The sequence below is a fragment of the Methylobacterium aerolatum genome, assembly GCF_022179085.1.
Lineage (GTDB): Bacteria > Pseudomonadota > Alphaproteobacteria > Rhizobiales > Beijerinckiaceae > Methylobacterium > Methylobacterium aerolatum.
In genome coordinates, this window is the sequence record NZ_BPQE01000040.1 from 17,524 (window position 1) to 30,503 (window position 12,980).

11 protein-coding genes are annotated in these 12,980 nt (G+C 71.1%); 8 read left to right on the plus strand and 3 right to left on the minus strand.

The window, feature by feature from the left end:
* Window positions 1–91 precede the first annotated feature (91 nt).
* Window positions 92–268 (plus strand): hypothetical protein, encoded by a 177-nt coding sequence (locus tag MFF06_RS21470; protein ID WP_238207982.1) that lies wholly within the window; start codon window positions 92–94, stop codon window positions 266–268.
* A gap of 320 nt (window positions 269–588) precedes the next feature.
* A complete protein-coding gene (locus MFF06_RS21475; protein ID WP_238207984.1) occupies window positions 589–2,415 on the plus strand; it encodes an oligosaccharide flippase family protein in 1,827 nt (608 codons plus the stop codon).
* A 16-nt stretch (window positions 2,416–2,431) separates the two neighbouring features.
* Here MFF06_RS21475 and MFF06_RS21480 read toward each other — a convergent pair whose 3' ends face one another.
* The 3 genes from MFF06_RS21480 to alr form a co-directional block, all read right to left on the minus strand.
* On the minus strand, window positions 2,432–2,851 hold the full coding sequence (locus tag MFF06_RS21480) for a PDDEXK family nuclease (RefSeq protein ID WP_238207986.1): 420 nt from the start codon (window positions 2,849–2,851) through the stop codon (window positions 2,432–2,434).
* 143 nt (window positions 2,852–2,994) lie between these two features.
* Complete coding sequence (locus MFF06_RS21485; RefSeq protein ID WP_238207988.1) at window positions 2,995–4,254, minus strand: D-amino acid dehydrogenase; 1,260 nt, start codon at window positions 4,252–4,254, stop codon at window positions 2,995–2,997.
* Window positions 4,255–4,264: 10 nt separating this feature from the next.
* Entirely contained in the window at window positions 4,265–5,377 is a 1,113-nt protein-coding gene (alr, locus tag MFF06_RS21490) for an alanine racemase (RefSeq protein WP_238207990.1), read from the minus strand.
* Between the two features lie 157 nt (window positions 5,378–5,534).
* Here alr and MFF06_RS21495 point away from each other — a divergent pair, with 157 nt between their 5' ends.
* From MFF06_RS21495 to MFF06_RS21520, 6 genes are all read left to right on the plus strand, one after another.
* Window positions 5,535–5,987: an Lrp/AsnC family transcriptional regulator gene (locus tag MFF06_RS21495; protein ID WP_238208009.1), complete on the plus strand. Its 453-nt coding sequence runs from the start codon at window positions 5,535–5,537 to the stop codon at window positions 5,985–5,987.
* 7 nt (window positions 5,988–5,994) lie between these two features.
* Window positions 5,995–6,903, plus strand: a complete 909-nt coding sequence (locus MFF06_RS21500; protein ID WP_238207992.1) for a LysR family transcriptional regulator — start codon at window positions 5,995–5,997, stop codon at window positions 6,901–6,903.
* A gap of 238 nt (window positions 6,904–7,141) precedes the next feature.
* Window positions 7,142–8,014: an NAD(P)-dependent oxidoreductase gene (locus tag MFF06_RS21505; protein WP_238207994.1), complete on the plus strand. Its 873-nt coding sequence runs from the start codon at window positions 7,142–7,144 to the stop codon at window positions 8,012–8,014.
* Between the two features lie 14 nt (window positions 8,015–8,028).
* The gene (locus MFF06_RS21510; RefSeq protein WP_238207996.1) at window positions 8,029–9,561 is read left to right on the plus strand and encodes an aldehyde dehydrogenase family protein; all 1,533 of its coding nucleotides are present in this window, start codon (window positions 8,029–8,031) and stop codon (window positions 9,559–9,561) included.
* A gap of 155 nt (window positions 9,562–9,716) precedes the next feature.
* On the plus strand, window positions 9,717–11,078 hold the full coding sequence (locus tag MFF06_RS21515; RefSeq protein WP_238207998.1) for a DUF3100 domain-containing protein: 1,362 nt from the start codon (window positions 9,717–9,719) through the stop codon (window positions 11,076–11,078).
* Between the two features lie 94 nt (window positions 11,079–11,172).
* Complete coding sequence (locus MFF06_RS21520) at window positions 11,173–12,333, plus strand: M20 aminoacylase family protein (RefSeq protein ID WP_238208000.1); 1,161 nt, start codon at window positions 11,173–11,175, stop codon at window positions 12,331–12,333.
* Window positions 12,334–12,980 lie beyond the last annotated feature (647 nt).

Sequence of the window (12,980 nt, forward strand, 5' to 3'; positions counted from 1 at the left end):
CGCGCGCGGGCGGATCGTGACCGGTCCAGCGGTCCTGCGGGTGGCCCTCAACCGCATCCCGCCGGCAGGGATGCGCCGCGAGGACACGTCCATGAGCGAAGGCTTCCCTCTCCTGATACTGGCGTTCGGCACGATCGGCGGCCTGTGGTTCATCGCGGCCGCCGCGCGCAAGCAGGTCGCCGACCTGAAGGGCGACCCGCGCCGCTCCAGCCTCATCCATGACCATGGCGGGGCGCCCCGGCCGAACATGCCCGGCACGGAGCACTGACGGACCCGGACCACCCGACATCGCGTCGCGCCGGACCGGATCGCCGGGCCCGGCGCACGCCCGCGACTTGAGCGTCGCCGGCCCGCGTCTCCGGCGCCGTTCCGGGCTAGTATCCTTCATTCGCGTGTCAGATAGGCTGTTTATCGACGCGACGCTTCGGCGCGGGACGCCTTGTTTCGGGCACGAAGATTTTCGATCTGGGTGCGCCGCGGTGGCGATATCGCCATCCGCCGCGTCGGCATGCATCGGTCACGGCCCTCGCCGTCCGGGTATGGCACCGCCGGACACCACCCCGTTCTCCGTTTGCGATGGCCCGAAGCGTGCGACCAAGACCAGCGATTCCGATCGGCCCCCGCAGCGACGAGCCTATCGACCAGCCGACCCTAAGCCGAGAGTTCCTCGCGATCGTCGGCTCGGCCGTGGACACCCTCGAACACAGTACGAGTTCCGAACGCGGTGTCGTCTACGCCCATGCCCGCCACGCGGTCGCGGCGAGTTTCCGCGGCCTGACCGAGGTGGAGCGGTTCCAGCGCACCCACGCCCTCGCCGAACTCGAACGGGCCATCGCCCGGATCGAGGAGGAGCGCTCGGCTCAGGAGCGCCTGCGCCTGCGCGCCTCGCAGGAACTCGCCCCGGACCTCGTGCCCGAGACCCACGGCGCCCCGGCCCCGGAGCTGACGACCGCCCCGCCCACGCGCCAGCAGGACCGGACGCAGCTGTTCCTGAAGAACTTCGGCGCGGGCAGCACGGTGAGCCTGATCAAGATCGCGATTCAGCTCGCGCTGCTGCCGATCATGGCCCACCTCCTCGGCCCGAAGGAGTTCGGCGTCTACGCCCTGGCGGTGCCGGTGGTGGCCTTCCTCGCCACCATCGCCGATGGCGGCGTCGGCCTGTCCCTCGCCAAGGACAAGAGCGATTCCCCGGCCGTGTGGTCGACGGCCTTCTGGGTCCTGATGGGCTCCGGCTTGGTGCTGGCGCTCGCCGTCAACGCAGCCGGGTTCCTCCTCGTGGCGGCCTCGCCGGAACCGAGGCTGCACACGATCATGCTGATCCTCTCCTTCGGCTTCCCCTTCCTCACCGCCTCCGTCCTGCCCGCCGCGCGGCTGACGCGCCGGGGCGACCTCGTCTCGTACGCCTTCGCGGATTTCTCGGCGACCGTGATCAGCGCCGTGGTCGCCGTGACGCTGGGCTTGCTCGGCTTCGGCGCCATCAGCCTCGCGTGGCAATACACCTGCGGCTACATCGTCCGCGCGGCGATCCTCAACAGCCGCGCCTTCGAGCGGCCTCAGTTCGTCTTCCAGCCCTCGGCGATCGCCGGGCACCTGTCCTCAGGGGGCATCCTGCTCGGAGGGCGGCTGTCCGACCTCGTCTGCCGGTCCTGCGAGAACCTGCTCTTCGGCAACAATTTCGGCGCGGCGGCGCTCGGCGCCTACAACTTCGCCAACCAAGTGCCCCGCTTCCTGTTCGAGGCGTTCAGCAACCCGAGCTGGTCGGCGCTCTACGCCCAGAGCATCAACGAGAAGCAGGCCCAGCTCCTCAAGATCTACTACAAGGTCTGCCGGTTCATGGCCTTCGTGACCTTCCCGGCGGCCGGCGTGCTGGCGGCGGTGGGGCCCAACGTCCTGACCCAGGTCCTCGGGCCGAGCTGGGTCCAGGCCGGAGGGTTCCTCCAGCTGCTGGCGCCGGGCTACGCCCTCAGCACCACCGCCTCCATGGGCACGGCGCTGCTCCTCGCCCTCAACGCCAACGCGGCCTTCTTCTTCCTCACCGCCGGGGCGGGGCTGGCGAGGGTGGCCGCGGTGGCCACGGGCACCTTCCTCCCTGCCTGGGAGGCGGTCGCCCTCGTGACGCTGCTGAACATCGTCTACGCCGTGATCCTGTTCGCCTGCGTGAAGCGGGTGGCCGGCGCGTCGTTCTCGCGCATCGTCCGCGAGCTCTACGGCTCGTTCATCGCGAGCTGCGCCTGCGGCCTCGCGAGCTGGAGCGTCGTGTCCCTGATGGGCGACAGCATCCCCGTCCTCGCCGCCGCCATCGGCTGCGCCGTGGTCACCTACTTCGCGATCATGTTCGTGGCGGACCGGAAGAACATCCTCAGCGAGATCGCCTTCCTCAAGCGCGCCGCCGGGATCGGGCAGAAGACGGCGTGAGGTCCCGTCCTCCGGCTCAGCGCGCCGCGGCGGGGATGCGCCACGCGGCGAGCGCCGCCTCGGCATCCTCGATGCCGCGCAGGATCCGCACATCGAAGCCGAGTCCCCGCAACTGGTCGTGGATGGCCCGCTGGTAGGCCGGGACCGAGGTGCCGGGCGGCTTGATCTCCGCGAACCAGCAGGCCGGACCGGCGGGTCCGGGGCCGTAGACCGCGAGGTCCGGCCAGCCCTTCACCGCGCCCATCGCCTTCTCGCGCCCGCCCTGGACCTGGCTGCGCGGACGGTTCGGCGTGTGCTGGACGAGGTAGGCGCCGCCGAGGCGCAGGCGAAGGAGGGCGAGGACGCTGCGATGCACCGGCCCCTCGACATCCTCCACGGGACGGCGCGGCCGGGGCTGCTGGCCGGCGAGGTACTCGGCGGCGGTCATGCGGATCATGGCGGCCTTCACAGGTGAACGGAGTGTCACGACGTCCGGGCGGATTTGCCCGAACTTCCTCTCCATTCCCTTTCCATTCCCCTGCCGTTCCCGGTTCGGGCGGAGTGGTCCACCATGACGCGCCGGGGAAGCCCGGCCTCCGGTCACGCGGCGTAGCGCGACACCGCCAGATCCTCGCTCGCGATCTCCGGCGTGCGGCCCGAGACGAGGTCGGCCAGCAGCCGCCCCGAGCCGCAGGCCATGGTCCAGCCCAGCGTGCCGTGGCCGGTATTGGTGAACAGGTTGGCGATCCGGGTCCCCCCGACGATCGGCGTGCCGTCCGGCGTCATCGGGCGCAGGCCGGTCCAGAAGGAGGCGTGGGCCAGGTCGCCGCCCTGCGGGAAGAGGTCGGTGACCGACCGTTCCAGCGTCTCCCGCCGGGGTGCGCGCAGGACATCGCTGAACCCGGCGAGTTCGGCGGTACCGCCGACCCGGATCCGGTCGCCCAGACGGGTGATGCCGACCTTGTAGGTCTCGTCCATCACCGTGGAAACGGGGGCGGCGTCCGCGTCGGTGATCGGGAGCGTCAGGGAGTAGCCCTTCACGGGATAGACCGGCAGGGCGATGCCCAGCGGGCGCAGCAGCGCGGGTGTGAAGCTCCCGAGTGCGGCCACGTAGGAATCCGCCGTCAGGCGCGTCCCGTCCTCCAGCATCACGGCCTCGATCCGGCCGCCCGCCTCCTGCAGCCCGGCGATGCGTGCTCCGTAGCGGAAGGTGACGCCGAGCTCGGTGCAGAGCCCGGCGAGGGCCTTGGTGAACAGGTGGGCGTCGCCGGTCTCGTCGCCGGGCAGGCGCAGGCCGCCGACCACCACGCCCGAGACCCGCGCGAGCGCCGGCTCGGCGGCGATGCAGCCCGCCGGGTCGAGCACCTCGTAGGGCACCCCGTAGGCGTCGAGGACGCGGGTGTCGTCGCCGACATGGTCGAGCTGCTTCTGCGTGCGGAAGAGCTGCAGCGTGCCGCGCTCCCGGTGGTCGTAGGCGATGCCGGTCTCCGCGCGCAGGTCGCGCAGCACGTCGCGGCTGTACTCGGCCAGCCGGACCATGCGGCCCTTGTTGCGGCGGTAGGCGTCCTCGGTGCAGTTGGCGAGCATCCGCGCGAGCCAGCCGTAGAGGCGCGGTTCGAGGCGCGGCCACAGGACGAGCGGCCGGTGGCGCATCATCAGCCACTTCAGCGCCTTCACCGGGATGCCGGGACCGGCCCAGGGGGCGGAATAGCCCGGCGAGACCTGCCCCGCATTGGCGAAGCTGGTCTCCAGCCCGACGCCGGGCTGGCGCTCCAGCACCGTGACCTGATGCCCGGCCTGGGCGAGGTAATAGGCCGAGGTGACGCCGACGACGCCGCCGCCCAGAATCATCACATGCATCGCATGACCCTCACACGCCGGAATAGATGCGGTGGAAGCGGTGGCCGAGGCCGGTCAGGACCTCGTAGCCGATGGTGCCGGCGGCGGCGGCCACCGCATCGACGGAGCGGTTCGGCCCGATGAGATCGACGGGCGTCCCCGGCCGGAGCGCGTCCGGCGGCAGATCGGTGGCGTCGAGGACGATGCTGTCCATCGAGACGCGCCCGACCATCGGCATGCGGCTCTCCCCGAGCCACGCCTCGCCGCCCGCGGTGGAGCGCGGGAAGCCGTCGGCATAGCCGATCGCGACGGTGGCGAGACGGCTGTCGCGGGTGGTCAGCTCGGTATGGCCGTAGCCCACGGGCGTCCCGGCCGGGACGGTGCGGACCTGCATCACCCGGGCCTGGAGCCGGACCGCCGGCCGCATCGGGTTCGTGCGCCCCGCCTGCGGCGCGATCCCGTAGAGGGCGGCGCCGGGGCGCACGAGGTCGGCCTGGAACTCCGGCCCGAGGAAGATGCCCGAGGAGGCGGACAGGCTCGCCCGCACGCCCGGCAGGCGGGCGCGCAGGCCGTCGAAGACCGCCCGCTGCCGGGCGTTGGCCGGGTTCTCCGGTTCGTCGGCGCAGGCGAGATGGCTCATCAGGAGCGCGGGGGCGATCCCGGCGAGGCCCCCCGGATCGTCGAGGAGCGCCGTCAGGTCGGTCGGTGCGAAGCCGAACCGGGCCATGCCGGTGTCAGCCTGGAGGATCCCCGGTAGGGCCTCGCCGAGCCGCCGGGCCAGCGCCCGCCACGCCTCGGCCTGGCCGCGATCGTTCAGCACCGGCACGAGGCCGTGGGCGTGGCAGGCGGCCTCGCTGCCGGGCGTCGCGCCGTTCAGCACCGCGATGCCGGGGCCGGGCCCGAGGATGGCGCGCAGGGCCACGCCCTCGTTCACCTGCGCCACGAAGAACTGCCGGCAGCCGGCGGCGCGGAGGGCGGGGGCCACCCGGTCGGCGCCGAGCCCGTAGGCATCCGCCTTCACCACCGCCGCGCAGGCGGCGGTGCCGGCCCGGGCGGCGAGGAACCGGTAGTTGGCGGCGATGGCGGAGAGATCGACCGTCAGGACGGCGCCCGCCAGGGTCGCCTCCTCTCCGATCCGATGCATGGCCCGATCCACGACGCCCATGGCAACCCGCTCCCTCGATGCGGCTACGCTATACGAAGGATCGTCGAATATCCCCGCGAAGAGCCGTGGATCGTTGCGAGACAAGCTTTGCCGTGCAATTCTCTGCGGGATTTTCGTGGTTTCTGCGAGAGGCGTCGTGGACGGGATCGACCGCCGCATCATCCAGGTCCTGCGGACCGACGGACGGATCAGCAACGCGGACCTCGCCGCCGCCGTCGGCCTCTCGGCCTCCGCCTGCCACCGCCGGGTCCGGCTCCTGGAGGAGACAGGGGTCATCCGGGGCTACGCCGCAATCATCGGCGGCCCGGCGGAGGAGACGGGCCTCGTGGTGCTGACCCAGTTCACCCTGGACCGCCAGACGGAGGATTTCCTGATCCGCTTCGAGGCGGCGGTGCGCCGCTGCCCCGAGGTGCAGGATTGCTACCTGATGACCGGGGTCGCGGATTATCTGGTCAAGCTGAAGGTCCGCGACGCCGCCGACTACGAGCGCCTGCACAAGGAGGTGCTCTCCCGGTTGCCCGGCGTGGCGCGCCTGCAATCGAGCTTCGCCATCCGCACCGTGGTGGCGCCCATCGAGCGGCGGGGGTGAGGACGCGATGAACGACCGGGCGCTGCGCTACTTCCTCGCCGTGGTCCGGTCGGGCTCGGTGCGGGCCGCCGCCGACAGCCTCAACGTCGCCGCGTCGGCGGTGAGCCGCCAGATCATCGAGATGGAGGCGGAGTGCGGGGAGATCCTGCTGGAGCGCCTGCCCCGGGGCGTGCGGCCGACGGAGGCGGGGCGGATCGTGGCCGAGCACGCCCAGCGGCAGGCGGACGAGGCCGACCTTCTGGACGACCGGCTGAAGCGCCTGCGCGGTGTGCAGCAGGGGACGATCCGCCTGAAATGCGGCGGTGGCTTCCTCGTGGACCTGCTCGACAATGGCCTCGCGGGATTCTCGCGGGCCTATCCGGGCATCGCCTTCCAGGTCTCCTCGGGCACGACCGACACGATCCAGGCGGCCATCGCCCAGGGCGATGCGGATATCGGGCTGGCTTACAATCTTCCGTCGCATCCCGACCTGCGCGGCGTGGTGACGGCGCGCCAGCCCCTCTACGCCATTCTGCCGGCCGATCATCCCCTCGCCCGGACCTCGGGCGCCATCGCGCTTCGCAGCTTCGCGACGGAGCCGGCGGTGCTGCTGCCGCCGGACCACGGCGTGCGCCAGCTGCTCGGGCGGGTCGAGGCGAGCGAGGGTTTCCGCCTGATGGGCCGCCTGGAGACCACCTCCTTCGAGGTGCATCGACGCTTCCTGCGCGCCGGGATGGGGGTCGGCTTCCTGCCGCGCTTCGCGGTCTCGGCGGAGTTGCGCACCGGCGAACTCAGCGCCCTGCCCCTGCGTGAGGTGATCCTCTCCGAGGCCACCGCCCACCTCGTGGTCCGTACCGGGCGGCGCCTGCCCGAGGGGACGCGGCGGATGCTGGACTGGCTCGCGGAACACCTCGTGGCATTCCGCGCGGGCGGCTGAGGTCGCCCGGACCCCCTACGTCCTTGCGGACATCGCGAAGCCAGTGAGGGCAGCGGGGCGCTTCGGAATGTGGCGCATCCCCGGATTGCTTCGCCGCGCCCACACGGACGGTGTCGAAGCCCATCCGCACGGGTCCGCCGAACACCGTTGCCGTTTTTCGCACGTCTCGTGCCAAAATCGGTTGTTGTCGCAACGCTTGCCCGGATCGATACCTTTCCTGGCTAAGGAAAGAGTCGTCATGGACATTCGAACGGTCGGCGTGGTCGGCTTGGGCAACATGGGTCTCGGCATGGCCGCGACCCTCGTGCGCAAGGGTTTCACGGTCCTCGGCTACGATCTCAGCGAGGGCCGCAGGGGCGCCGCCGAGGCGGCCGGCGTCGCCTTCGTGCCGGTCCTGAACGACCTGCTCGGCCGCGCCGACGCGCTGGTCTTCTCCCTGCCCTACGCCCGGGACGTCGAGGCCGTGGCGACCGCCGAGGGCGGGCTCCTGGCCCGGAGCGACCGGAAGGTCGTCGTGATCGACACCTCCACCTCCGATCCCGGCACCACCCGCCGCTTGGCGGCGCGCCTCGCCAGGGCCGGTCACGCCCTGCTCGACGCCCCCGTCAGCGGCGGCCCCTCGGGCGCGGCCGAGGGCACCCTGACGATGATGATCGGCGGCGCGGAGGAGGATTTCGCCCTCGCCGAGCCGGTCCTGAGGGCGATGTCGGCGCGGGCGGTCCATGTCGGCCCCTCGGGCGCGGGCAACATCGTCAAGCTCGTCAACAACCTCCTCGTGGCGGCCCACCTCGTCACCACCGGCGAGGCCCTGCGGCTGTCGCAGGCGGCGGGCCTCTCGGCGGAGGAGGCGGTGGCGGTGGTCAACACCGCGACGGGCCGCTCCGCCGTGAGCGAGGTGATGGTGCCCCGCTGGGTCGTGCCCGGCACCTTCGACAGCGGCTTCGCCGCCGGGCTGATGCGCAAGGACGTGCGCCTCGCCCTCGAACTCGCCGAGGAGAGCGGCGTCGACCTGCCCCTCTCCGCCCATGTCGGCCGGATCTGGCGGGAGGCCGCCGAGGCCATCCCCGACACCGCCGACTTCACCCGCATGGCCGACTATCGCCATCCGTAAGGGACGTAACCCCGATGTCCACCTCCTCCCCCGCCTCATCCCGCCTCGCGGACCTCCTCTCCGACCTGCTGCCGGGCGGCCGGATCGGCAGCGTGATCGCCGGTGAGGTCATCGCCGGAAACGGCCCGAGCCTCGATCTCGTCAACCCGGCCGACGGGAAGGTGCTGGCTTCCTTCGCCGATGCCGGCCCTGCCGTGGTCGATGCGGCGATGGCCGCCGCCCGCGACGGGCAGCGGGCGTGGTGGGCCATGAGCGCCGCCGCCCGGGGCCGGGCGATGATGGCGGTGGCCGCCCTCGTCCGCCGCCACGCCGAGGCGCTGGCCGAGCTGGAGACCCTGTCGGCCGGCAAGCCGATCCGCGACACCCGCGGCGAGGTCGCCAAGGTGGCGGAGATGTTCGAGTACTATGCCGGCTGGTGCGACAAGCTCCACGGCGAGGTCATCCCGGTGCCGACCTCGCACCTCAACTACACCCGCCACGAGCCCTTCGGCACGGTGGTGCAGATCACGCCCTGGAACGCGCCGATCTTCACGGCGGGCTGGCAGATCGCCCCGGCCATCTGCGCCGGCAACGCCGTGGTGCTGAAGCCCTCCGAGCTGACCCCCCTCACCTCCCTCGTCCTCGGCCTGTTCTGTGACCAGGCCGAAGGGATGCCGCGCGGCCTCGTCTCGGTGCTGGCGGGCGGCGGCCCGAGCACCGGCGCGGCGGCGGTGGCCCATGCCGACACCCGGCTCGTGGTCTTCGTCGGCTCCGCCGAGGCCGGAGCGCAGATCGCGGCGAGCGCGGCCCGCAACATCGTGCCGAGCGTTCTCGAACTCGGCGGCAAGTCCGCCAACATCGTCTTCGCCGACGCCGACCTCGGCCGTGCCCTGCTGGGCGCCCAGGCGGCGATCTTCGGCGGCGCGGGCCAGAGCTGCGTGGCGGGCTCGCGCCTCCTCGTCCACCGCTCGGTCCATGCCGAGGTCGTGGAGCGGCTGGCCCATGCGGCGAACCGCATCCCGGTGGGCCTGCCCACCGATCCGGCCACCCAGATCGGGCCGATCAACAACCGGCGCCAGCGCGACAAGATCGCGGAGATGGTCGCGGCGGCCGCTGGAGCCGGCGCCACCGTCGCCGCGGGCGGCGCCTGCCCCGACGCCCTGCGCGACACGGGCGGGTTCTTCTACGGCCCGACGATCATCGACGGTGTGGCGCCCGATGCCGCGATCGCCAACGAGGAGGTGTTCGGCCCGGTCCTCGCCGTGCTGCCCTTCGACAGCGAGGAGGAGGCCGTCTCCCTCGCCAACGCCACCCCCTACGGCCTCGCGGGTGCCGTGTGGACCGGCGATGTCGGCCGGGCCCACCGCGTCGCGGCGAGCGTGCGGGCCGGGACCTTCTGGGTCAACGGCTACAAGACGATCAACGTCGCCTCCCCCTTCGGCGGGTTCGGCCGCTCGGGCTTCGGCCGGTCCTCCGGCCGCGAGGCGCTGATGGCCTACACCCAGACCAAGAGCATCTGGGTCGAGACGGCGGCCAATCCCGGCGTCGCCTTCGGCTACGTGGGCTGATCCGGGCATGAGGATCCCGAAGGGCTCAGGTCCTTCGGTGGGGTCCGGGATCGACGAGCCTGGATCCGCGCAGGGCCTGAGCCCTGCACCCGCGAAAGGGCTCGCCCTTTCGAAACCGTGACGAGCCCGCGCGGGCGCAGAGGGGGAGCAGGACGATGGCGAGCGAGGTGTTGGCGCAGGGTGGGGCCTTGTCCGTGCCCACGGTGTCGGGGGGCGGCAAGGTCAAGCTGTTCCTCGTGGCCCTGGTGATCGTGGCCATCGCGGAGGCGATCGGCAATGTCAGCATCCCGATGGGGGCGGGCAAGATCGTCCTGCTGCCGCTGCTCTGGGCGCTGCTCATCGGCGGAGCCCTCGGCCTGCTCTCGCCCCGCCTGCCCGGACCGCTCCGGCTCACCGGCGCGCATCAGGCCGCCGCCGCCTCCTATCTGCAGCCGGCGCTGCTGATCTTCATCGCCAAGCTCGGGCTCCTCGTCGGCGGCTCGCTGCCGAAGATCCTGGCCTCCGGCTGGGCGCTGGTCTTCCAGGAGTTCGGCCACTTCTTCGGCACCATGGTGTTCGGCCTGCCCGTCGCCCTGCTGCTCGGCATCAAGAGGGAGGCGATCGGTGCGACCTTCTCGGTGGGCCGCGAGCCCAGCCTCGCCATCATCGGCGAGCGCTACGGGATGGATTCCCCCGAGGGTCGCGGCGTGCTGGCCGAGTACCTCACCGGCACCGTCTTCGGCGCCGTGTTCATCGCCCTCCTGGCCGGGCTCCTGGCGAGCCTTAACCTGTTCAACCCCCTGGCGCTGGCCATGGGCGCCGGGGTCGGCTCCGGCAGCATGATGGCCGCGGCCTCGGGCGCCATCGCCGCACAGCAGACCCCCGAGGTCGCCAAGGAGGTCGCCACCTTCGCGGCGGCGAGCAACCTCGTGACGACCACCATCGGTACCTACTTCACGTTGTTCCTGTCCCTGCCCTTCACCATCTGGGCCTATGGCAGGCTGGAGCCGATCCTCGGCCGCAACCGGCGCAACCCGGCCGCGGAGGTCGCCACGGGCGAGGCCGTCAAGGCCCCCGACCATCGCGAGGCCCCGATTGGCTTCGCCGAGACACTGGTGGCGTGGATCCTGATCGGCGCCTACGGCCTCATCGGCAACTGGCTGACCTACGGCGTCTTCCCCGACCGGTCGGTGATCCTCGGCATGGGGATCATCCTCGGCACGGTGGTGGCCGGGTGGCTGATCTACCTGCTCTGCGGCCGCAAGCTGCCGGCGGTGCTGTGGGTCTCGATCATCGGCATGGCCCTGACCTATCCCGGCACGCCCTACGCCGCCGAGGTCGCCGCCCTCACCGGCAAGCTCAACTTCCTTGCCCTCGCCACGCCGATCCTCGCCTTCGCGGGACTCTCGGTGGCCCGGGACGTTCCCGCCTTCCGCCGCCTGGGCTGGCGGATCGTGGTGGTCTCCTTCATGGCCAATGCCGGAACCTTCCTCGGCGCGGCCCTGATCGCGCAGTTCTTCCTGCACCCGCCCCTGTAAGGGACCGCGCGGCAAGGATGACCACAGGCCGCCCCCGTGATCCCAGGGTCACGGGGGCGGCTTCACGACCCGATACCGGCAGGGACGACCGAGAATGGCTATCGATGCGGATCTGGCGACCCGGATGGTGGCGTGGCGGCACGATCTGCACGCCCATCCCGAACTCGCCTTCCACGAGACCCGGACGGCGGATCTCGTCGCCCGGGAACTCGCCGCCTGCGGCTTCGCCGTCCACCGGGGTCTCGGGCGGACCGGCGTCGTCGGCACCCTGAGCCGGGGTGCGGGGCCCACCATCGGCCTGCGCGCCGACATGGATGCCCTGCCGATCACCGAGGAGACCGGCCTGCCCTACGCCTCCCGGAATCCCGGCGTGGCGCATTCCTGCGGACATGACGGGCATGTCGCCATGCTGCTGGGCGCGGCCCGCAGCCTCGCGGCCATGGGCGATCTCGCCGGGACCGTGCATGTCATCTTCCAGCCCGCCGAGGAGTGCGAGGGCGGCGGCCGGGCCATGATCGCGGACGGCCTGTTCCGCCTGTTCCCCTGCGACTCGATCTGGGGCCTGCACAACTGGCCGGGCCTGCCACTCGGTACCTTCGCCACACGGCCTGGGCCGATCATGGCCTCCCTCGACACCTTCGACATCGTCGTCTCGGGTTCCGGGTCCCACGCGGCGATGCCCGAGCGCGGCATCGATACCCTGGTCGTGACCGCGGACATCGTCCTCGCGCTCCAGACCATCGTGAGCCGCCGCCTCTCGCCCCACGATCCGGCGGTCGTCAGCGTGACCCAGATCCACGGGGGGGACGCCTACAACGTCATCCCCGCCTCCGCGATCATCCGCGGCACGGTCCGCTGCCTCGGGGCGACGGTCCGCACCCGTGTCGCCACCCTCATCCGCGAGATCGCGGAAGGCACCGCCGCCGCCCACGGGGCGACAGCCGCCCTGACCTACCACGACGGCTACCCGGCCACCGTGAACGCCGCCGCGGCGGTGCCCGTCGCCCGCGAGGCGGCGGGCCGGGCGCCGGGCGTGTCCCTCTGCCCGGAGGATCTGCCGCCCTCCATGGCTTCGGAGGACTTCGCCTACATGCTGGAGTCCTGCCCCGGCGCCTATGCCTGGCTCGGGGCCGACGGTCCCGCCGCCGGCAAGCCGCTGCATCACCCAGGCTACAACTTCAACGATGATGTCCTGCCCCTCGGGGCCGGCTACTGGATCGCCCTCACGCAGAACCTGCTCCGGGCGGGGCGCTGACCCGCGTCGCGCTGCGGTGCAGCGTAGTTTTCACGGCCGCCTTAACGGCCAAGCTCCCGATCACTTTATGTTGCGATGCAGTAACACAGTAGTCATTACGGACGTCTGGCGACGAGGGCGACGCCGATCACTCCGGCGGTCGCACCGAGTTGTGCGCCTGCGATGGCCCAGGTCCAACCGTAATTCAATCCTAGGATGAAACCAAACCCGCCACCGACGAGAGTTGCCGCAACAAACAGGATCAGCACGACTTGAACTCCACGATCATCCGGGGGACGGGATACGTGAAACGGTCGGTCAATAGGACTACTCTCCGCTATGAGGGCGAACCAATTTTCGAAATAACAAATTTCTACTGTATTTTGACTTCGGTTCGCCGGCGCTGCCGGCCATACTCAATCGGCTGCGGCCAAGCTTGTACAGCATCTTGGTTTTTGTTATGCACTGCACATTAAGAAACTTTTAACCGCCACTTGGCCGCGCCGATCGAGGAGCTGCTCCATGCTGCGTTTGGATGGATCTCCGGACGTCATGCCTGCTCTCGCACCGCAACATGCGGTTGAGCCGTATGGCGAAGTGGTCGGCGATCTGTCGGCCTTCGACCGCAGCGTGGTCGCCCCCCTGATCAAGCGCTTTGTGGACGTGGC